Genomic DNA, 20,803 nt, shown 5'->3' with positions numbered 1-20,803 from the left:
CGTCCCTGGATCGCGCACATCCCCGATGGCCTTGACCGGGCAACACGCTCGACCCGATGCACGCCCGCAGGCGCCACCCGCGTCGCACGCGGAATGGCGCGCGGGGTCCACGCTCGCACGCTTCTTCACCCGCCGCTCGTTGCGCACGCTCGATGAAGACGAGTGCCGCAAACTGATCGAAGGCCAGGTCGAGGCCACGCGCCCGATCATCAGCGGCCTCATCGCCAGCGGCGCGATGATCCTCGCGCTCACCGGCATGTTCGAAGCCTTCAACGTCGCGCCCGGGATCGGCTGGCCGTGGTGGCTGGTGGAACTGGTGGCGCTGACGATGGCGGGCAGCGCACTGGCGATCTGGCATTTGTCCGACTGGCGTCCGCGATTGCTGCTCACGGTGCTCAGCACCTTGTTGTTCGCAGTGTTCCTGTCGGTGCCGGTGCCGGGCACGCAGTACGGCATGGCCTTGCGCATGGCGCTGTTCTCGCTGATGCCGATCGCGTTGCTCGCGTTGATGGTGCGCCGCGCGTCGATCCTCGCGCTGTCGGGCACGATGTTGTTCGTCGCGTGGCTGCGCGTGTACCTGCACGGCGATCTCGCGGCGGGCTCGGCCGTGTACTGGTTGTACAACCTCGCCACGATCGGCTTCGGCTTGCTGCTGGGCGGGTATCGCACGGACTTCGCGGTGAGCAACTTCCGCATGCGCCAGCGCCTGCGCTACCAGGCCACCACCGACGAACTCACCGGCCTGCGCAACCGCGCCGGCTGGAACCGCGACGCGGAAGCCTGCTACGAGGATGCGATCAAGCGCGCGAAACCCGCGAGCTTCGCGTTCTTCGACATCGACTACTTCAAGCGCGTCAACGACACGCACGGCCACGCGGTGGGCGACCGGATCCTGCAGCAGCTCGGCCAGATCATCCGCGAGCGCGTGGGGTCGCGTTGCTGCGCCGCGCGCATGGGCGGCGAGGAATTCGTGGTGCTGCTGGTCGACTACCCGGCCGAATCGGTGGAAGGGTTCGTGCAACGCGTGCGCAAGGAATTCGACGACGCCACGCGCGACATCGGCGTCACCGTCAGCGCGGGCGTGGCGCATCGGCTCGAGGCGGAAAGCATGAGCCAGCACCTGCGCCGCGCGGACATCGCGTTGTATGCGGCGAAGGCCGAAGGCCGCGACCGGATGGTGGTGGCGAAGGGCTAGTCTGGGCGCAACGCGTCGCGGTACGTGCGGCTGCACGGCACCACCGTGCCGTCGTTCAAGACGATGCGCGCATCGCCGGTGTCCAGCGGTTCGATCTGCGCCACGCAATCCAGGTTGACCATGTGGCTGCGGTGCACGCGCACGAAGCGCGCGGGGTCGAGCTGCTGTTCCAACGCGGCCATGGTGCTGCGCAGCGGGTAGTCGCGGCCGCGCACGCGCAGGTTCACGTAGTTGCCGCTGGCCTGCAGGGCTTCGACGTCGTTGGCGGCGATCAGGAATTCCTTGCCGAGCTTGCGCACGAGGAAGCGCTCGGGACGTTCGGGCGCCACCGGCGCCGGCACGTCGTCGTCCGACGGCGCGAGCACACTCGCCTCGCCCTGCCAGCGGCGCAGGAACCAGCGATACGCCTCCATCGTCGCCACCAGCCCGAAGTAGCTCCGGATGTCCTTGAGGTATTCGTAGCCCCATTCGTGGAGCCAGTTGCCGAAATCGTAGTCGGCGCCCTGCGTCGCATAGGCGACCTTGCGCAGCGCGACCATCCCCGCGACGTGCGCGACCGACCAGGCCACCGAGCCCAGCAGGTGCAGCGGCAGCGCGCGCTTCCAGGTATCGAAGCGCACCGGGACCTTATTCGTGTACCAGGCGACCGCCGGCACCAGGGCCAGGCAGACGATCGCGCTCGTCCATTCCCACACCGCCGGTTCCCAGGCCTTGAAGCCCAGGTGTGCGCGCTGGATGTCGAGCCAGGTGACCGCGCTGTTGGCGATCGCGTTCATCAGGTAGGTGACGACCCAGAAGCCCACCTCGAACGTCCGCTTCCACGGGCGGAAGCGTTCCCAGGCATTGGGCGGACTTTGCGGTGCGGTGGCGACGGTCGACATGTCGCGCATTGTGGCCGAGCGCGGCCCGGGGACGGAATCGGCTCGTCCCTTGCGTCCACGTTTCGTCCCGCGGCCGCGCACCTCCGTCCCTTCGCGCTGTCGCCGGATGCGGCGCGGCGCCAACGTGCGGGCACCTTCCACCGGCCCGCCGCCATGACCGACACCGCGTTGCCCACCCGCCGCCACGACATCGACGCCCTGCGCGCCCTCGCCTTCGCCCTGCTGATCCTCTACCACTGGGCCATGCTCTACGTTGGTGGCGAGGACTGGGGCTGGCACCTCAAGAGCCTCCACACCACCGAAGCGATCCAGCTGCCGATGCTGCTGGTCAACCGCTGGCGCATGGACCTGATCTTCCTGATCTCCGGCTTGTCGGTGCACTTCCTGATGCGCGACACCTCGATCGGCCGGTTCGTCCGCCTGCGCACCTGGCGCCTGCTGCTGCCGCTGGTGTTCGGGATGCTGGTGGCCGTGCCGATCCAGCCGTATGCCCAGGGCGTGGCGAACGGGTTGGTGGCGCCGGGGTTCTGGTCGTTCCTCGCGCGGTACTACAGCGGCTCGAGCTGGCCGCCGGGCGCGTTCGACGGCTGGGAACACGGCTTCACCTGGAACCACCTCTGGTACCTGGCGTACCTGTGGACCTACTCGCTGGTGTTCGCTGCGCTGCTGCCGTTGCTGCGTCGCCTGCCGAACCCGCTCGCCAACCTGCGCGGCAAGGCGTTGCTGATCCTCCCCGCGCTGCCGCTGGTGCTGTTCACCGTGACGCTGCAGCCGCACTTCGAAGACACCGGCGACCTGGTGCACGACTGGTTCCGCCATTCCATCTACTTCACCGTGTTCCTCTACGGCTGGTGGCTGGGCACGAACGCAGGCGTGTGGGCCGAACTCGTCCGCCTGCGCCGCGTCGCCTTGTCCTGCGCGCTCGGCCTGTTCTCGATCTACGTCGTGTTGTTGTTCACCCTGCCGGACGACGGCGGCACGTGGGGCCCGGTGGCGGCGCGTACGCTGCGCAGCTTCTACATCTGGTGGATGTTGTGCGCGATCCTCGGGTTCGCCCGCGCGTACTTGAACCGCCCCTTCCGTTGGTTGCCCTGGGCGAACGAAGCGGTGTATCCGTGGTACGTGCTGCACCAGACGATGATCATCGCGTGCGCGATGGTGTTGCTGCCGATGCACCTGGGGGCGGTGGTGGAGCCGGCGTTGGTGTTGATCGGGACGGTGGCGGGGTGTGCGGTGGGGTTTGCGGTGATCCGGCGGACACCGATCTTGCGGCCGTTGTTCGGGATGAAGTGGAAGCCGCGGGGGGCTTCGATTCCGGCAGCGACCAAGTCGGCACCCGCGGTTGCATAGCCGGAGAAACGACAAGGCCCGCAATCGCGGGCCTTGTTGCATGGGTCAATCGCGGGCGCGAATCAACAGAAGGGAAAGATACCCAGCCAGTGCAGGGATCCAGAACCCAACCACGAACGCCAAGTGCGGATAGGTCATGAACGCAGCGGCCACGTTCGCTGCAATCATCAGGAGCGAACAAGCGACGATCCGTTTCGGCCTCCGGGGTTTCGTGAGCACCGCGGAAAGAAACAGACCATCCCCGACGATGCACGCGAGGTACACCGCGTACCTTCCCATTGCGGCGAGGCCATGATCCCGAAGGGCCAGGACCAGGATGATGGCGCAGCCGACCGCGATGACGCCGTTGTCGAACCTGTCCCCGGATTTGTCTTCGCGCATCAACCCAGCGCGGCCTCGATGTCCTTCGCCAACGACTCCGGCGTATCCGTCGGCGCGTACCGCTTGATGACCTTCCCATCGCGCCCGACGAGGAATTTCGTGAAGTTCCACTTGATGGCATCGATGCCGAGGAACCCGCCCTTTTCGTCCTTCAGCCACTGCCACAGCGGATGCGCCTGCTTGCCGTTCACGTCGATCTTCGCGAACAACGGGAAGTCGACGTCGTACGACAGCGAGCAGAAATTCTTGATCTCCGCTTCGTCGCCCGGTTCCTGGTGGCCGAACTGGTCGCACGGGAAGCCGAGCACCACGAGCCCGCGGTCGCGGTAGGTGCGCCACAACTGTTCCAGCCCGCTGTACTGCGGGGTGAAGCCGCACTTGGATGCGACATTGACGACCAGCAGTACCTTGCCGGCGTAGTCGGAAAGCGACTGCGGCTGGCCGTCGATGTCGTTGGCGGTGAAATCGAACGCAGTGGTCATGGCCGGCTCCTTGTCAGGACTCGGAGTTTAGGCATCGCCAGCGCCGCGTGGATTCCCGCCTTCGCGGGAATGACGCGCGATGGCTCAATGCTTCGCGGTCTTGCCCGGCTCCGACACCTGCTTCACCACTTCCGCGGCCTGGTTGTCCTTGCCGGCCAGCGCGACGTCGGCCAGCGACACGATGCCGGCCAGCTTGCCGCCCGCATCGACCACCGGGACGCGGCGGATCTTCGCGGACTCCATCAGCGCGGTCGCGTCCTTCAGGCTGCTGTCGTCGCGCACGGACTTCGCGGGCTGGCTCATCGCGTCCTTCGCGGTCGCGGTCATCGTGTCGTGGCCCTCGGCCACGATGCGCACGGTGATGTCGCGGTCGGTGACCACGCCCACGAGCTTGCCGGCCGGGTCGACCACCGGGATCTGGCCGCAGTCGTTCTCGATCATCATGCGCGCCACTTCGCGCAGCGGGGTTTCCACCGTGCAGCTGGCGGGGTTGGCGGTCATCACGGACGTCACGTTGGCCATTGGGGGCTCCGATTCGATGGCCGCCCGACGCGGCCCAGGGACGGAGCATCGCGCCGACGCGGTGCCGGCCACGTGAACCGGGCCGCCAAGGCTCGGCCGTTTCCCGGATCGGGGGGCGCTTTCACCCGCCATGCCTTTCGTCATTCGTACGATCACGCCGCCCTCGGGTAGATTGCGGCTCCCGTCCGACGAGACCCGCCCCGATGAAGCACCCGCTCGCCTGCGCCCTGGCGCTTGCCCTTGCCGCAGGATCGACCCTGGCGGCCACGCCGCAGGCCACGCAAGGAACCACCCCCGCGATGACCGCCAACACCGCCAACCCGTTCTTCGCCGACAGCACGCTGCCGCTGCACTACCCCGACTTCGCGAAGATCAAGGACACCGACTTCGGGCCGGCCTTCGACCAGGGCATGGCCGACGACCTGGCGGACTACGCGAAGATCGCGAACAACCCCGCCTCCCCGACCTTCGACAACACCATCATCCCGATGGAGAAGGCCGGCCGCACGCTGACGCGCGCGACCACCGTCTTTTACAACCTGCTCGGCGCCGACAAGAACGACGCGCGCGAGAAGCTCGACGAGCAGTACTCGCCGAAGTTCGCCGCGCACCGCGACGCGATTCGCCTGGATCCCAAGCTGTTCGCGCGCATCAAGTCGCTGTACGACCACCGCGAACACATGAACCTCGACGCGCAACAGACGCGCCTGGTCGAGCGTTACTACACCGATTTCGTCCGCGCCGGCGCCAACCTCAGCGACGCCGACAAGACCAAGCTGAAGGCCATCAACGGCCAGCTCGCCACGCTGGGCACGCAGTTCGACCAGAAGCTGATCGCCGGCCGCAACGCCGCCGCGGTGGTGGTCGACACGCGCGCCGAACTCGACGGCCTCACCGACGCGCAGATCGACGGCGCGGCCGAAGTCGCCAAGCAGCGCAAGCTCGAAGGCAAGTACGTCCTCACCATCCTCAACACCACCGGCCAGCCGGCCGCCGCGCAGCTGACCAACCGTGCGCTGCGCGAGAAGCTGTACAAGGCGTCGATGTCGCGCGGCAGCACCGGCGGCGAGTTCGACACCACCGCGATCATTTCGCAGGTGACCAAGCTGCGCGCCGAAAAGGCCAACTTGCTCGGCTACCCGAACTGGGCCGCGTTCGTGCTGGAAGACGAAACCGCGAAGACCCCGCAGGCCGTCAACGACATGCTCGGCAAGCTCGCCCCGCCGGCCGTGGCCAACGCCAAGCGCGAAGCCGCCGACCTGCAGGCGATGATCGACGCCGAGCAGAAGGCCAAGGGCCAGCCGACGTTCAAGCTGGAACCGTGGGACTGGTCGTTCTATTCGGAGAAGGTGCGCAAGGCGAAGTTCGCGTTCGACGAGAACGAACTCAAGCCGTACCTCGAGCTCGACAACGTGCAGCAGAACGGCGTCTTCTACGCCGCCAACCAGCTCTACGGCCTGACGTTCAAGGAACGCAAGGACCTGCCGGTGTACGAGCCGGACGTGCGCGTGTTCGACGTGTTCGACAAGGACGGCAAGCAGCTCGCCATCTTTATCTCCGACATGTACGCGCGCGATTCCAAGCAGGGCGGCGCGTGGATGAATTCGTACGTCGACCAGAGCGAGCTGTTCGGCACGCTGCCGGTCGTCGCCAACCATCTCAACATCCCGAAGCCGCCGGCCGGCCAGCCGACGCTGCTGACGTGGGATGAAGTGACCACGATGTTCCATGAGTTCGGCCATGCGCTGCACGGCATGTTCTCCGACGTGAAGTACCCCTACTTCACCGGCACCAGCGTGCCGCGCGACTTCGTCGAATATCCCTCGCAGGTCAACGAGATGTGGGCCGACTGGCCGCAGGTGCTCGCCAACTATGCGAAGAACTACAAGACCGGCGAGCCGATGCCGAAGGCGCTGCTCGACAAGGTGCTGGCCGCGGGCAAGTTCAACCAGGGCTTCACCACCACCGAGTACCTCGGTGCGGCGATGCTCGACCAGGAATGGCACCAGGTCGGTCCGGCGCAGATTCCGCCGGCCTCCGGCGTGATGGCGTTCGAAGCCGCGGCGCTGAAGAAGGACGGCGTGGATTTCGCGCCGGTGCCGCCGCGTTACCGCACGCCGTACTTCAGCCACATCATGGGCGGCTACTCGGCGGGCTACTACGCGTACATCTGGTCCGAGGTGCTCGATGCGGACACGGTGGAATGGATCAAGGCGCACGGTGGCCTGACGCGCGAGAACGGTGATCACTTCCGCGCGACGTTGCTGTCGCGCGGCGGCAGCAAGGATGCGCTGCAGCTGTTCCGCGATTTCGCGGGCCGCAATCCGGACATCACGCCGCTGCTGAAGCGTCGCGGCCTGGACGGCACGCAGCCGGATGATGCGAAGAAGCCGGCGGAAGCGACTCCGGCGAAGAAGGCGTCGGCGAAGTAACCGACCCATCGCTGCAAACGAAAAGGGCCGCGCAAGCGGCCCTTTTTTGTTCTTGCTCGTCATTCCCGCGGAAGCGGGGATCCATGGTCTTCCGCGAAAGCCCGCCTGGGGTGAAGACCGCGTCGCCCGAACCCGCGGCGGGGTAAGAATTTCTCGCCGACGTGGCGGCGAAAATTCTCACCCCACCACGGGCTGGGGCATCACCATTCGAGCCTTTTCGATCAAGGGGCCGACCGTTTCCCAAGGTCGCTGGCGTGCGTGGTAACGCACGCGCAACCCAATCACTTCTTTCGCGACGAGCAAGAGCGCATGCCGGATGCAGGCGCGGCGACGTCCAGGAAACGTCGATTCTTGCCCTGAAGCAGTCGCAGCTTTTGATTGCCGCGAAAGAAATGATTGGGGTGTGCGTGCGTTACACGCACGCCTGCGACCTCAGGTAATGGTCGGCGCCTTGATCGAAAAAGCGCGAAAGGTGATGCCCCAACCTGTGGTGGTGTGAGAATTTTCGCCGCCACGTCGGCGAGAAATTCTTACACCGCCGCGGGTTCGGGCGACGCGCAACTGCACCTCAAGCGCGCTTTTGCAAAAAAGCCCATGGACCCCTGCTTTCGCAGGGTTCGCTGGCGTGCGAGGTAACGCACGCAAACAAAAATCCCCGCCTTGGCGGGGATGACGTTCACAAGACTGGAAGGCAAGAGACTAGGCGGCGGACTGCATACTCACCGGCGCGTCATCCTTGCAGCACGTGTCCTTGCTCAGGCGCGCGATCTGCCACGCCGCGTGCGCTTCCTCGCGCACCTCGTTCCAGCCCAGGTGCGACTCGCCGCGCACGCGGTTCCAGTCGCTCGCCATCTGCGGTTCGACCGACTGCCACGCCAGGTTCGGATAAAAACCGGTGGCCAACTCGCCCAGCGCGCGGGCCCGCGCCGAAGTCACTTCGTCGATGTCGCGCGGCGCCGCATTCAGGTGGATCACCATGGGAACAGGACCTGGGGGACTCGGGGAGCGTGCAATCTCGGCATTGGCACGTAATGGATGAGTGAAAAAACGCCGGGATTTCCCATTCATTTTGATGATGTGCGAACTCGGCCGTATCCTGCCGGCCACGACAGGCGGAGACGGGAATGACAAAGCTCGAAGCACCGGCCGGCGGCCGCGGCGCACTGCGCGGCACGGTGCGGGCATGGCGCGAGCAAGGCATCGCCATGAAGCTGGTGCAGTCCTTCCTCGTCGCCAACAAGGTCACCGGATTCGATTGCCCGGGGTGCGCGTTCCCCGACAAGCCCGGCCGCCCGCTCGTCGACAGTTGCGAACAGGGCCAGAAGGCCATCGCGTGGGAGATGACGCGCAAGGCCGCGGGTGCGGACTTCTTCGATGGGAAGACGCCGGCGGACCTGCAGGCGCTCGGCGACTTCGACCTGGAGTTCCAGGGGCGCCTGACGACGCCCGTGTTGTACGAAGCCGCGCGCGGCACGTTCCGCGCGATCGACTGGGACGAGGCGTACGCGATCGCCGCGCGGGAGTTGCGTGCGCTGGATCCGGACACCGTCGCGTTCTACGCCTCCGGACGCAGCAGCAACGAAGCCGCCTTCCTGTGGCAACTCGCCGCGCGCGTCTACGGCAGCCCGCACCTGCCCGACTCGTCCAACTTCTGCCACGAACCCTCGGGCCATGCGCTGACCGAAAGCATCGGCACGCGCAAGGGCACGTGCACGCTGGACGATTTCGAACACGCCGATCTCTTCATCGTCATCGGCCAGAACCCCGCCAGCAACCACCCACGCATGATGGGCGCGCTGCACGAAGCGAAACAGCGCGGCGCGACGATCCTGGCGATCAATCCGTTGCGCGAGAAAGGCTTCACGAATTTCTCCGATCCGAAGGACATCGGCGAACTCGTCACCAACCGCGGCATTGAAGTCGCCGACGCGGTGTACCAGGTGACGCTCGGCGGCGACATGGCGTTGCTGAAGGGCGTGATGAAGGCGCTGCTCGAACGCGAACGCGGCGCGCCCGGCACGGTGTTCGACCACGCGTTCATCGCGGCGCACACGGAAGGCGTCGATGCGTTGCTCGCGGATCTCGATGCGTGTGCGTGGACCGAACTCGTGGCGCGCTCGGGCGTGACCGAAGCGCAGATGCGCGAGATCGCCGACCACTACGCCGCGGCGAACGCCACGATGATCACGTGGTGCATGGGCCTCACGCATCACCCCGAAGCGGTCGCGACGATCCAGCAGGTGCTGAACCTGCTGCTCCTGCGCGGCAACATCGGCCGCCGCGGTACCGGTGCGATGCCCGTGCGCGGGCATTCGAACGTGCAAGGCGACCGCACGATGGGCGCGACGTCCACGGTGACGCAACGCTGGCTCGACAACCTCGAAGCGACGTTCCCCGGCGCGCCGTTGTGCCGCGATGGCGGGCGCGATGCAGCCGGCGTGCTCGACGGGTTGTTCGATGGCCACATGCAGGGGCTGCTGACGCTCGGCGGCAACTTCGGCGTCGCCGCGCCGGATTCCCCGCGCGTGCTCGCCGCGCTCGAACGCCTCCCCTTCACCTTGCACATCGCCACCAAGCTCAATCGCACGCATTGCCATCCGGGCGCGGTGGGCCTGTTGCTGCCGACGCTGGGCCGCACCGATCGCGACCTGCGCGCCAGCGGCGAGCAATGCATCTCCACCGAGGACTCGTCGAGCACCGTGCGCGCCTCGCGCGGCGTGCAGGCGCCGATCAACGAACGGCAGCGCAGCGAACCGGTGATCGTCGCCGAGCTCGCGCAGGCGCTGGGTTGTGCGCCGACGGTGCCGTGGGACGAGTTCGCGCAGGACTACGCCGCGATCCGCGCGCGCATCGAACGCTGCCAGCAAGGCGTCACCGACGGCTTCGAGCGCTACAACGACCGCTTGCTGCAGGACGGACGCTTCGCGCTGCCGAACGCGGCCGCGGAGCGGCAATGGAACACCGCCAGCGGCAAGGCGCGCTTCGTGGCGCATGCCTTCGACGACGACACGCCGCTCGCACGGGCGCGCCGCGTGCATGGCGATGCGGTGCTGACCTTGATGACGATGCGCGCGCACGACCAGTTCAACACGACGGTCTACAGCCACGATGACCGGTACCGCGGCGTCGCAGGCGATCGGCGCGTGTTGTTCGCCAATGCGCAGGACCTGGCCGCGCGCGGGCTGGCCGATGGCGATTGCGTCGACATCGAAACGCTGGTGGACGACGGGCACGAACGGCGCGTCACCGCGTTCACGGCGCACGCGTGGGATATCCCGAAGGGGTGTTGCGCGGCGTATTTCCCGGAGGCGAGCAGTTTGATTGCGGCGAGCGTGTATTCCGCGGGGAGTCGGACGCCGCTTTACAAGGAGATGCCGGTGCGGGTGACGAAGAGCGCCCTTACTTCAGCTTGATCTCGCGCAATCGCTCTTCGAGATACCCCTGCGCCGTGATCGCCTCCGGATAGCGCGACGGATTGTCGGCATCCACGCACGACGGCAGCACGTCGATCAGGAAATCCGGGTTCGGGTGCAGGAAGAACGGCGTGGAGTAGCGCGGCTGGCGCGCGAGTTCGCCCGGCGGGTTCACCACGCGGTGCGTCGTCGACGGATACACGTGGTTCGTCAGGCGCTGCAGCATGTCGCCGATGTTGACGACGATGGTGTCGGCGTCGGAGGTGAACGGCACCCACTCGCCCGTGCGCGACTTCACTTCCAGGCCCGCGGCGCTCGCGCCAACGAGCAGCGTGATCAGGTTGATGTCTTCGTGCGCGCCGGCACGCACGTTCGGGATGTCCGGCGTGGTGATCGGCGGGTAGTGGATCGGGCGCAGGATCGAGTTGCCGTAGTTCGTCTTTTCGACGAAATAGTCTTCCGGCAGCCCGATGTGCAGCGCGAGCGCGGCGAGCACCTGCGAGCCGAGCTTGTCGAGCGCCTGGTAGAGGCCGTAGCCGACGTCATGGAATTCGGGGATTTCGGCCGGCCACAGGTTCGGGTCCATCACGTCGGCGCACTGGTGGTCGCGCGGGATCTCGCGGCCGATGTGCCAGAACTCCTTGAGGTCGGAGTACTGCGCGCCCTTCGCGGTTTCCACGCCGAACGGCGTGTAGCCGCGCGCACCGCCGCCGCCCGGCACGTGGTACTGCTTCTTGGTGGCTTCCGGCAGCGCGAAGAAGCGCTGGAACACGTCGTACGCGCGATCGATCTGCGCCTGCGGGATGCCGTGGTTGCGGATGCCGGCGAAGCCCCACTCGCGGTAGGCGTTGCCGAGTTCGGACACGAACGCGGCGCGGTCTTCGGCGCTCGTCGGGTTCGTGAAGCGGTTGATGTCGAGCGTAGGAATGCGAGCTTGCGTGGACATGGACGTTCCGGAGGTCATTGCGCGGCCGCGCGCACGGCGTCGGCCAGTCGTTCGAGGGTGGATTGCATGAGCGCGTCGTCGTCGGCCTCGACGGTGACGCGCACGACGGGCTCGGTGCCCGACGGTCGCAGGAACGCGCGGCCACGGCCGGCGACCGCCGCCTGCGCCTGCGCGAGCGCAGCCTGCACGACGGGATCGTCGACCGGCTTGGCGCCGGCATCGATCTTCACGTTGATGGTCTTCTGCGGCACCTTGCGCAGGCCCGCGATCGCTTCGCGCAGCGTGACGCCGCGGCGACGCAGTACGTCGAGCACCTGCAGCGCGCTGACGATGCCGTCGCCGGTGCTCGCGCAATCCAGGCACAGCAAATGCCCGGAGGCTTCGCCACCCAGCACGCCGTCGTGCGCGATCAGCTGCTGGTGCACGTAGCGGTCGCCGACCTTCGCGCGCACGAACGGGATGCCGAGCTTGCCCAGCGCCTGTTCGAGGCCGAAGTTGGTCATCAGCGTGCCCACCAGCGGGCCGCGCAGGCGGCCACTGCCCTGCCAGTCGGTGGCGAGCACGTACAGCAGGTCGTCGCCGTCGCACACGGTGCCATCGTCGGCGACGAACAGCACGCGGTCGCCGTCGCCGTCGAACGCGATGCCCAGGTCCGCGCCGGTGGTGCGCACGTGTTCGGCCAGGAATTCGGGATGCGTGGAGCCCACGCCGTCATTGATGTTCAGGCCGTTCGGGTCGACGCCGATGGCATCCACGCGCGCGCCGAGTTCGCGCAGCACGAGCGGGCCGATCTGGTACGTCGCGCCGTTGGCGCAGTCCATCGCGATCTTCATGCCGGTCAGGTCGAAGCCCTTCGGCACGGAGTTCTTGCACGCTTCCACGTAACGCTCGACCGCGCCGCGCGTGCGCACGGCCTTGCCGAGGCGCTCGGAGCGCACGGTGGAGAACGGCTTCTCGAGCGCGGCTTCGATCGCGAGCTCGGTGGCGTCATCGAGCTTCTCGCCTTCGGCCGAGAAGAACTTGATGCCGTTGTCGTAATGCGGGTTGTGCGACGCGGAGATCACGATGCCGCCATCGGCGCGCAGCGAACGCGTGAGGTGCGCGACCGCGGGCGTGGGCATCGGGCCGACCAGCTGCACGTCGACGCCGGCCGCGACCAGGCCCGCTTCCAGCGCCGCTTCGAACATGTAGTTCGAGATGCGCGTGTCCTTGCCGATGATCACCGTGGGCTTGCGCCATTCGCGGCGCGATTCGCGCTGCGCCTGCACGAGCGCGTGGCCGTAGGCGTTGCCCAGGCGCAGCACGAAGTCCGCCGAGATCGCGCCCTCGCCCACCCGGCCGCGGATGCCGTCGGTCCCGAAATGTTTCCGGCTCAAGCAGCAGCCTCCGCGTCGTCCGGCGGCGCGTCCTGTTTCATCATCAGCGCCAGCAGGTGCGACAGGCGATCGCGCATTTCGCGGCGGTCGCAGATCTGGTCGATCGCGCCGTGCTCGACGAGGAATTCCGAACGCTGGAAGCCTTCCGGCAGCTTCTCGCGCACGGTCTGTTCGATCACGCGCGGGCCGGCGAAGCCGATCAGCGCTTCGGGTTCGGCGATGTTGATGTCGCCCAGCATCGCGAACGAGGCGGACACGCCGCCCGTCGTCGGGTGCGTGAGCACCGACACGTACGGCAGGCCCGCGGCGCGCAGGCGCGCCAGCGCGGCCGACGTCTTGGCCATCTGCATCAGCGAGAACAGGCTTTCCTGCATGCGCGCGCCGCCGCTGGCGGAGAAGCACACGAAGGGGCAGCGCAATGCCAGCGCGCGTTCGGCGCCGAGGGTGAAGCGTTCGCCCACCACCGAGCCCATCGAGCCGCCCATGTAGGCGAAGTCGAACGAGGCGGCGACGAGGTCGCGTCCCTTCATCAGGCCTTCCATCGCGATCAGCGCATCGCGCTCGCCGGTGGCTTTCTGCGCGGCCTTGATGCGGTCGGAATACTTCTTCTGGTCCTTGAACTTCAGCACGTCCGTCGGGCCGAGCTCGGCGCCGATCTCGCGCGTGGGCGCGCCGGGATCGAACAGCGAGGCCAGCCGCGCGCGGGCGCGGATGGGCATGTGGAAGTTGCACTTCGGGCAGACCTCGAGGTTTTCCTCGAGCTCGGGCCGATACAGCACCGCGCCGCAACGATCGCATTTCTCCCAGAGGCCCTCGGGGACGCTGCGCTTGTTGCCGCCTTCGGTGCGGATGCGCGAAGGCATCAGTTTCTTCAACCAGGACACGTGGCGATCTTCCGTTCGTTCGTTCTTCAAGGGAGCGCGGGCCCCGGCTTGCACCGGGGCGCGGCAGTCTAGCGCAGGGCTTCGCGCAGGGGCGCGAGGAAGGCCCGCGCGGCGGCCGGCGGGTCGGCGGCATCCGCCAGCGCCGCCACCAGTGCGCTGCCGACCACCACGCCGTCGGCGTGCGCGGCCATCGCGGCGGCGGAGGCGGCGTCCTTGATGCCGAAGCCGGCGAGCACCGGCACGCGGCTGGCGGCGCGCAGCGCATCCAGGCGCGCGGCGGCGGCCGACGCGTCCAGCCGGTCGGCCCCGGTCACGCCGGCGAAGCTCACGAAATAGAGGTAACCCACCGCGTCGTCGACGAGCCGTTGCAGGCGCGCCTCCGGTGTGGTCGGCGAGGCCAGCAGGATCAGCGCGAGCCCGTGCGCGGCGAGCGCCGCACGCAGGTCGCCCGCTTCTTCCGGCGGCAGGTCGACGAGCAGCACGCCATCCACGCCGGCAGCGGCCGCATCGCGCGCGAACGCCTCGGCCCCGCGGATCTCCACGGGATTGAGGTAGCCCATCAGCACGACCGGCGTGCGGTCATCGGTGGTGCGGAACGCGCGCACGGTGTCGAGCACGTAGCCCATGCCCGCGCCGCGTGCGAGCGCGCGTTCGGAACTGCGCTGGATCACCGGGCCGTCCGCCATCGGGTCGGAGAACGGCACGCCCAGTTCCAGCACGTCCGCGCCGGCCGCGACCAACGCGTGCAGCACCGGCACCGTCGCCGCGAGCGAGGGATCGCCCGCGGTGACGAAGGGCACCAGCGCTTTCCGCCCGGCGCTCTGCAGCGCCGAGAACGTGGCTTCGAGTCGGCGCATTTCGATTACGACTGCGCGCTGTCCTGCGCGGCCTTGGCCTGTTCGGCGGCCATGGCGGCGTAATCGGCGGCGAGTTCGGATTCGCCCACGTCGATGCCGCGCTCGGCGCCCAGGCCGTCCAGGTGCTCGTTGAGCATGCGGCGGTACAGGGTGGTCATGTAGTCGAGGAACTTGGTGCGGTCGGTCGCGGCCGTGCTGCCGGCGTTGGCCAGGTACACGTGCGAATTGAAGCGCGCGGTGGCGTACAGGCTGGCCATGCTGATGCGCTTCAGGCCCTGCTGCTGCGACTGGCGGTTGGTGAGTTCCAGGAACTCGTTGACCACGCTGAAGAACTGCGGGTCGAGCGGCGCGCCGTCCTGCGACTGGGTGAGTTCGGGCTGGGCCTGGGTTTCGTCGGTCATTTCAACAACTCCACTGGTAAGGAAAATCGGTCGATTCAAACTGCGATGCCGTCGCGCGCGGCGATGGTGTGCACGTCCTTGTCGCCACGCCCGGACAGGTTGCACAGGACGATCGCATCGCGGGGCATCTCCCGCGCGAGCTTCATCGCCTGTGCGATGGCGTGGCTGGATTCCAGCGCGGCGAGGATGCCCTCGGTGCGCGCAAGCTGGTGGAACGCGGCGAGTGCTTCGTCGTCGGTGATGCCGACGTAGTCCGCGCGACCGGTGTCCTTGAGGTACGCGTGCTCGGGGCCGACGCCGGGATAGTCCAGGCCGGCGGAGACCGAATGCGTTTCGACGATCTGGCCATCGTCGTCGCACAGCACGTAGGTGCGGTTGCCGTGCAGCACGCCGGGGCGGCCCGCGGCGAGCGAGGCGGCGTGGCGTCCGGTGTCGATGCCGTCGCCCGCGGCTTCGGCGCCGACGATGCGCACGGACGGATCGTTGAGGAACGCGTGGAAGATGCCGATCGCGTTGCTGCCGCCGCCGACGCACGCGGTGACGACATCGGGCAGGCGATCGTATTCGGCGAGCATCTGCGCACGCGCTTCGCGGCCGACGACGGCGTTGAAGTCGCGCACCATGCGCGGATACGGATCCGGGCCGGCCACGGTGCCGATGATGTAGAACGTGTCCGCCACGTTGGTGACCCAGTCGCGCATCGCTTCGTTCAACGCATCCTTGAGCGTCTTCGAACCGCTGGTCACCGGCACGACCTTGGCGCCGAGCAACTGCATGCGGTAGACGTTGATCTTCTGCCGCTCGATGTCGGTGGCGCCCATGTAGACGACGCATTCCAGTCCGAGCCGCGCGGCGACGGTGGCCGACGCCACGCCATGCTGGCCCGCGCCGGTCTCGGCGATGATGCGCCGCTTTCCCATCCTGCGCGCGAGCAACGCCTGCCCGATGGTGTTGTTGATCTTGTGCGCGCCGGTGTGGTTGAGGTCTTCGCGCTTGAGCAGGATGCGCGCGCCGCCAACCGCGGCCGACAGGTGTTTCGCTTCGTAGATCGGGCTCGGGCGGCCGACGTAATGCGCCAGGTCCGATTCGAATTCCGCGATGAAGGCAGGATCCACGCGCGCCTCGTCGTAGGCGGCCGCCAGTTCTTCGAGCGGGCCCATCAACGTCTCGGCCACGAAGCGGCCGCCGAAGCGGCCGAAGTGGCCGTTGGCGTCTGGAACCTGGTGGTAGTCGATCGGGGCGGTGGGGCTGGGGACCCGATCAGTCTGGATGGCAGTCGGCACGACGGACTTCTTCGACGAAACGCCGCATCTTATCGCCGTCCTTGATCCCGGGCGCGCTTTCGATGCCGCTGGCCACGTCCACGCCCCACGGGAGCGTGGCGTGGATCGCGTCGAAGACGTTGTCCGGCTTCATTCCACCGGCCAGGACGAAGGGTTTGCCGAGCCCGGTGGGGATCTGCGACCAGTCGAAGGTCCGGCCGGTGCCGCCCCGCTCGCCCTGGGCGTGGCCGTCGAACAGGAACGCCGCCGCCCCCGGATAGCGCAGGTGCAACTGGGTCGCGTGCCCCGCGCGCTGCGCCGGATCCAGCCCGACCATCGGGATGCCCTTGATGTAGGGCAGCCCGAAGCTGCGGCAGAACGCGTCGTCCTCGGCCCCGTGGAACTGCAGCAGGCTCGGCCGCACCTGCTTGATCACCGCGCGGACTTCGTCGGGCGCGTTGTCCCTGAACAGCGCGACCGCATCCACCAGCGGCTCCATCGCGTTGCGCATGGCGCGCGCTTCCTCCGGCTGCAGGCGGCGCGGGCTGTCCTCGGCGAACACGAAGCCGATGGCATCCACGCCGAGTTCGCTGGCCAGGCGGACATCGCCGGCGCGGGTCATGCCGCAGAACTTGATGCGGGTGCGAAACAGGGTCTTGCTCACGCGGTCACCTCGTCGGGCAAGCCGAAGCCGGGGGGATACAACGGGCCGACGAACACCAGCCCGGCGGAGGGCGCGGTAGGTCCTGCGGCCTTGCGGTCGCGTCCGGCCAGCAGTTCGGCGATCCAGGCCGGGGGGCGGTCTCCGCGCCCCACGACCAGCAGTGACCCCACGATATTGCGAACCATGTGATGCAGGAATGCATTCGCCCGCACCTCCACCACCACGTCATCCCCCGACCGGGTGACGGAAATCGCCTGCAGGTCGCGCCGCGCATGCGGGGCCTGGCAATGCACGGTGCGGAAGGCGGTGAAATCCTGTTCGCCGACCAGGACTTGCGCGGCCTCATGCATGGCCTGCGCATCGAGCGGCACGCGCTCCCAGCTCAGCCATTGGCGACCGAGCGCGGGGCGCACGGGCTGGTTGCGCAGCGTGTAGCGATAGCGGCGCGCGATCGCGGAGAAGCGCGCGTTGAAATCGTCGGCGACCGGGACGCACCAGCGCACCGTCACCGACAACGGCAGGCGCGAGGTGGTGCCGAGCACCCAGCCGCGCGGATCGCGCACAGCGTCGGTGTCGAAGTGCACGACGTTGCATTGCGCATGCACGCCCGCATCGGTGCGGCCCGCGCACGTGGTGGCGATGCGCGCATCGGCGATGGTGGACAGCGCGGTTTCCAGCGCCTGCTGCACGGTGTCGTCGCCCGGTTCACCGGGCTTGCTCAGGCGCTGCCAGCCGAGGAACTCGCTGCCGTCGTATTCGACGCCCAGCGCATAGCGCATCAGAGGTCGCGCAACAGCCGCGCCGCTGCCTCGCGCGCCGCCGGATCGCGGCCATCCATCACTTCGCGCAGCACGACGCGTGCGGCGTCGTCGTCGCCCATGTCGAGGTAGGCGCGCGCGAGTTCGAGTTGCTGCGCGGGCGTGACCGGATCGGTCACCGCCGGCGCGACCGGCGCGGCGACGCCACCGCCGCCGGCATGCCACGTCGGCGCGTTGCCGAGCGTTGCGGGCGCGGAGGTCCAGTGCGACGGGCCCGGGCGCGGCGCGGGTTCGGAGAACGCGGGCGGCGGCGGTGCGGGCGGGGCGTCGGGTTCGAGGTCGAAGGCGTCGTCGACGAGGTCGTCGTCCGGCGCGGTCTTCGGCATGCCGGCCGCCATCGCTTCGGTGTCGTACGCGCGGCGCGGCAGCACCGGTTCGGCCGGGGCGCGGCGGCGGCGCGAGAACACCCACGCCAGCAGGCCGAGCACGATCAGCCCTGCCCCGCCCCAGACCCACGCGGGCGTGGAGGCAGGCTGCGGTGCCGGCGGCGACTGCGTCGCCTGCGCCTTCGCGACCGTCGTGGCCGGCGCGGCGGTGTTCGCCTTCGCCAGCTGCTGTTCGGCGGCGGCGAGCTTGCTGTCCTTCATTTGCAGCAACGCGGCCTGGTCCTGCTGGAGTTTTTCCAGTTCGGCCACGCGCGCCTTGAGGTCGGCCACTTCCGCATCCTTCGCGGCGAGCGTTTCCTTCGTCTGTTGCAGTTCCTGTCGCAGCATGTCGCCCTCGCCCCCGGCGCTTGCGCCGGATCGTGATCCCGGTGTCTTCGCGCCCGTCGTCGGCGGCACGATCTCGAGCCGCGCCTGCGAGACGCGCGGCGTTGCGCGGGTCGTCGACGTGGCGGCGTTGTTCTTTTCGTTGCCCGTGTCGGCGACGGCCGCCGGCTGCGGCGCCGGCGCACTCATCGCGCGCCATTGCGACAAATGATCGCGCACGACGACCGCGGCTTCGCTGGCGCTGAGCGTGGCGACGTCCTGCGCCGGCGGCACGCGCAGCACGGTGCCGGCCTTGAGCAGGTTGATGTTGCCGCGCACGAACGCGTCGGGATTGGCGCGCAGCAGCGCGAGCATCGCCTGGTCGAGCGTGTAGCCGCGCGTGGCGAGCGGTGCGGCGAGTTGCGAGAGCGTCGAACCGGCATTCACCGCGATGCTGTCGGGCGATGCGGCTGGTGCCGGCGGGGCCGGGGCTTCGACCGGCGCGAGGGCCGGTTCGGGTGCCGGCGTCGGCGCGATCGCGGTGGTGTCGGCGGGCGCGGGTTCGGGCGGCGCGGCTTCGGGCGGCGGCTGCGTGGCTTCGGTGGGCGCGGGCTCGGCGGGCGCCGGTTCCGGCGGCGGCACGGGCGCGGCGGCGACCGGGCGTTCCACGATGTTGGGCTGCGCGACCGTGGGCGCCTGGATCGGCGGCTGCGCGGGCGCGGCGACGGTGCGCGGGGTGTCCAGCAGCGCGGAGTACTCGCGGACCAGCTGGCCCGAGCCCCAGTCCACTTCGACCAGGAAGGTCACCAGCGGCTGGGTGACCGGCTGGCTGCTGGTGACGCGGATGACCGGGCGGCCGCGGGAATCCAGCGCGACGGTGAACTGCAGGTCGGCGGCCACGCCCGTGGGCGGGTCCAGGCCGATGCGGCGGAAGGTGTCGGGCGAGGCCAGGCGGGCCTGCAGCTGTTCCAGCTCGGCCGGATCGCTGGAGACGATGGGGATTTCGGCCAGCAGCGGCTGGTCGACCCGCGACTTGACCTGGATCTGGCCCAGCCCCAGCGCCGCCGCCTGCCCGGACAGGGCCAGCAGGGCGATGCCCAACGCCGTGCGCAATGGTTTGCTCATTCGTGCGACGCGCATGTCGATTCCCTCCCCGGGACCGCGCTGACAATAGCCGTGCGCTGCCGCGCGTGTAAACGCGCGGTGCGACATGCGGCCCCGGATCAGCCTTCGGCGGCGACCAGTTCGGCGATCTGGACCGCGTTGAGCGCGGCGCCCTTGCGGATGTTGTCCGAGACGATCCACAGGTTGACCGCGCGCGGGTGCGAGTAGTCGTCGCGGATGCGGCCGACGTAGACCGCGTCGGTGCCCGAGGCGTGCGTGACCGGCGTCGGGTAGCCGCCCGCCTTCGGTTCGTCCACCACTTCCACGCCAGGCGCGTCCAGCAGCAGCGCGCGCACTTCGGCGGCCGTGATCTTCTCGCGCGTCTCGACGTTGACCGCCTCGGAATGCCCGTAGAACACCGGCACGCGCACGGCGGTCGGGTTCACGCGGATCGCGGCGTCGCCGAGGATCTTCTGCGTCTCCCACACCAGCTTCATTTCTTCCTTCGTGTAGCCGTTGTCCTGGAAGTCGTCGATGTGCGGGATCAGGTTGAACGCGATCTGCACCTGGAACTTCTCCGGCCTGGCTTCCTGGAAGTTGAGGATGCCCGCGGTCTGCCGGCCCAGTTCTTCCAGGCCCGAACGCCCGCCACCCGACACCGACTGGTACGTGGCGACGTTGATGCGCTCGATGCCGGCCTTGCGATGGATCGGCGCGAGCGCGACCAGCATCTGCATCGTGGAGCAGTTGGGATTGGCGATGATCCCGCGCGGGCGGTTGCGCACCTGGTCGGGGTTCACTTCGCTCACCACCAGCGGCACGTCGTCGTCGTAGCGGAAGGCCGAGCTGTTGTCGATCACCACCGCGCCCGCGGCGGCGAACTTCGGCGCGTATTCCTTCGACGTCGCCCCACCCGCGGAGAACAGCGCGATGTCCACGCCCGCCGGATCGAACGTGGCCAGGTCCTGCACCGGGATGTCGCGCGCCCCGTATTTCACCTTGCCGCCGGCCGAGCGCGCGCTGGCGAGCGCGACGACTTCGGACACCGGGAACTGGCGTTCCGCGAGGATGGACAACATCACTTCGCCGACGGCACCGGTGGCACCGACGATCGCGACCTTGAAAGTCTTCTGCGTCATTTCTTTA

The 20,803-nt window shown here is 68.3% G+C and carries 19 protein-coding genes; 4 read left to right on the top strand and 15 right to left on the bottom strand.

Annotated elements, in window-relative coordinates; genetic code table 11:
* Positions 1-25: 25 nt before the first annotated feature.
* The gene (locus tag LYSCAS_RS12370; protein WP_213434333.1) at positions 26-1,195 is read left to right on the top strand and encodes a GGDEF domain-containing protein; all 1,170 of its coding nucleotides are present in this window, start codon (positions 26-28) and stop codon (positions 1,193-1,195) included.
* On the opposite strand, the gene LYSCAS_RS12365 is transcribed toward LYSCAS_RS12370, so the two are convergent.
* Positions 1,192-2,076 carry a LytTR family DNA-binding domain-containing protein gene (locus LYSCAS_RS12365; protein ID WP_213434332.1) on the bottom strand — a complete coding sequence of 295 codons (885 nt, stop codon included), beginning with the start codon at positions 2,074-2,076 and terminating at the stop codon, positions 1,192-1,194. The genes LYSCAS_RS12370 and LYSCAS_RS12365 overlap by 4 nt on opposite strands.
* Before the next feature lie 153 nt (positions 2,077-2,229).
* On the opposite strand from LYSCAS_RS12365, the gene LYSCAS_RS12360 reads away from it, so the two are divergent.
* Entirely contained in the window at positions 2,230-3,426 is a 1,197-nt protein-coding gene (locus LYSCAS_RS12360; protein ID WP_213434331.1) for an acyltransferase family protein, read from the top strand.
* 45 nt (positions 3,427-3,471) lie between these two features.
* On the opposite strand, the gene LYSCAS_RS12355 is transcribed toward LYSCAS_RS12360, so the two are convergent.
* From LYSCAS_RS12355 to LYSCAS_RS12345, 3 genes are all read right to left on the bottom strand, one after another.
* On the bottom strand, positions 3,472-3,807 hold the full coding sequence (locus tag LYSCAS_RS12355) for a hypothetical protein (protein WP_213434330.1): 336 nt from the start codon (positions 3,805-3,807) through the stop codon (positions 3,472-3,474).
* A complete protein-coding gene (locus LYSCAS_RS12350) occupies positions 3,807-4,289 on the bottom strand; it encodes a glutathione peroxidase (RefSeq protein WP_213434329.1) in 483 nt (160 codons plus the stop codon). The genes LYSCAS_RS12355 and LYSCAS_RS12350 overlap by 1 nt, the downstream gene beginning before the upstream one ends.
* Before the next feature lie 84 nt (positions 4,290-4,373).
* Positions 4,374-4,811, bottom strand: a complete 438-nt coding sequence (locus tag LYSCAS_RS12345; RefSeq protein WP_213434328.1) for a CBS domain-containing protein — start codon at positions 4,809-4,811, stop codon at positions 4,374-4,376.
* A gap of 203 nt (positions 4,812-5,014) precedes the next feature.
* Between LYSCAS_RS12345 and LYSCAS_RS12340 the strand changes: the two genes are divergently transcribed.
* Positions 5,015-7,243, top strand: coding sequence for a M3 family metallopeptidase (locus LYSCAS_RS12340; protein WP_213434327.1), 2,229 nt, complete (start codon positions 5,015-5,017; stop codon positions 7,241-7,243).
* A gap of 699 nt (positions 7,244-7,942) precedes the next feature.
* Here LYSCAS_RS12340 and LYSCAS_RS12335 read toward each other — a convergent pair.
* Positions 7,943-8,221 carry a hypothetical protein gene (locus tag LYSCAS_RS12335; protein WP_213434326.1) on the bottom strand — a complete coding sequence of 93 codons (279 nt, stop codon included), beginning with the start codon at positions 8,219-8,221 and terminating at the stop codon, positions 7,943-7,945.
* Positions 8,222-8,367: 146 nt separating this feature from the next.
* Here LYSCAS_RS12335 and LYSCAS_RS12330 point away from each other — a divergent pair, with 146 nt between their 5' ends.
* Positions 8,368-10,656, top strand: a complete 2,289-nt coding sequence (locus LYSCAS_RS12330) for an FdhF/YdeP family oxidoreductase (RefSeq protein WP_213434325.1) — start codon at positions 8,368-8,370, stop codon at positions 10,654-10,656.
* Here the strand turns inward: LYSCAS_RS12330 and LYSCAS_RS12325 are convergent.
* The 10 genes from LYSCAS_RS12325 to LYSCAS_RS12280 all read right to left on the bottom strand — a co-directional run bounded on the left by LYSCAS_RS12325 (position 10,643) and on the right by LYSCAS_RS12280 (position 20,796).
* Positions 10,643-11,602, bottom strand: coding sequence for an isopenicillin N synthase family dioxygenase (locus tag LYSCAS_RS12325; RefSeq protein WP_213434324.1), 960 nt, complete (start codon positions 11,600-11,602; stop codon positions 10,643-10,645). The genes LYSCAS_RS12330 and LYSCAS_RS12325 overlap by 14 nt on opposite strands.
* A 14-nt stretch (positions 11,603-11,616) precedes the next feature.
* Positions 11,617-12,978, bottom strand: coding sequence for a phosphoglucosamine mutase (gene glmM / locus LYSCAS_RS12320; RefSeq protein ID WP_213434323.1), 1,362 nt, complete (start codon positions 12,976-12,978; stop codon positions 11,617-11,619).
* Positions 12,975-13,862, bottom strand: a complete 888-nt coding sequence (accD, locus tag LYSCAS_RS12315) for an acetyl-CoA carboxylase, carboxyltransferase subunit beta (protein ID WP_213434322.1) — start codon at positions 13,860-13,862, stop codon at positions 12,975-12,977. Before accD ends, glmM begins: the two co-directional genes overlap by 4 nt.
* 68 nt (positions 13,863-13,930) lie before the next feature.
* Positions 13,931-14,719, bottom strand: a complete 789-nt coding sequence (gene trpA / locus LYSCAS_RS12310; RefSeq protein WP_407075146.1) for a tryptophan synthase subunit alpha — start codon at positions 14,717-14,719, stop codon at positions 13,931-13,933.
* Positions 14,720-14,724: 5 nt separating this feature from the next.
* A complete protein-coding gene (locus LYSCAS_RS12305) occupies positions 14,725-15,120 on the bottom strand; it encodes a DUF3144 domain-containing protein (protein WP_213434321.1) in 396 nt (131 codons plus the stop codon).
* A gap of 35 nt (positions 15,121-15,155) precedes the next feature.
* Positions 15,156-16,391: a tryptophan synthase subunit beta gene (trpB, locus tag LYSCAS_RS12300; RefSeq protein ID WP_213437820.1), complete on the bottom strand. Its 1,236-nt coding sequence runs from the start codon at positions 16,389-16,391 to the stop codon at positions 15,156-15,158.
* On the bottom strand, positions 16,381-17,004 hold the full coding sequence (locus LYSCAS_RS12295; RefSeq protein WP_407075188.1) for a phosphoribosylanthranilate isomerase: 624 nt from the start codon (positions 17,002-17,004) through the stop codon (positions 16,381-16,383). The genes trpB and LYSCAS_RS12295 overlap by 11 nt, the downstream gene beginning before the upstream one ends.
* A gap of 38 nt (positions 17,005-17,042) precedes the next feature.
* Complete coding sequence (gene truA, locus LYSCAS_RS12290; protein ID WP_213434319.1) at positions 17,043-17,825, bottom strand: tRNA pseudouridine(38-40) synthase TruA; 783 nt, start codon at positions 17,823-17,825, stop codon at positions 17,043-17,045.
* The gene (locus LYSCAS_RS12285; RefSeq protein ID WP_213434318.1) at positions 17,825-19,693 is read right to left on the bottom strand and encodes a type IV pilus assembly protein FimV; all 1,869 of its coding nucleotides are present in this window, start codon (positions 19,691-19,693) and stop codon (positions 17,825-17,827) included. The genes truA and LYSCAS_RS12285 overlap by 1 nt, the downstream gene beginning before the upstream one ends.
* A gap of 83 nt (positions 19,694-19,776) precedes the next feature.
* Positions 19,777-20,796 carry an aspartate-semialdehyde dehydrogenase gene (locus LYSCAS_RS12280; protein ID WP_213434317.1) on the bottom strand — a complete coding sequence of 340 codons (1,020 nt, stop codon included), beginning with the start codon at positions 20,794-20,796 and terminating at the stop codon, positions 19,777-19,779.
* Positions 20,797-20,803: the final 7 nt, after the last annotated feature.

It is taken from the genome of Noviluteimonas caseinilytica (assembly GCF_018406605.1).
GTDB classification, from domain to species: domain Bacteria; phylum Pseudomonadota; class Gammaproteobacteria; order Xanthomonadales; family Xanthomonadaceae; genus Noviluteimonas; species Noviluteimonas caseinilytica.
The sequence above is the reverse complement of the archived record's forward strand: the minus strand, read 5'-3'. Positions and strand labels throughout refer to the sequence as shown.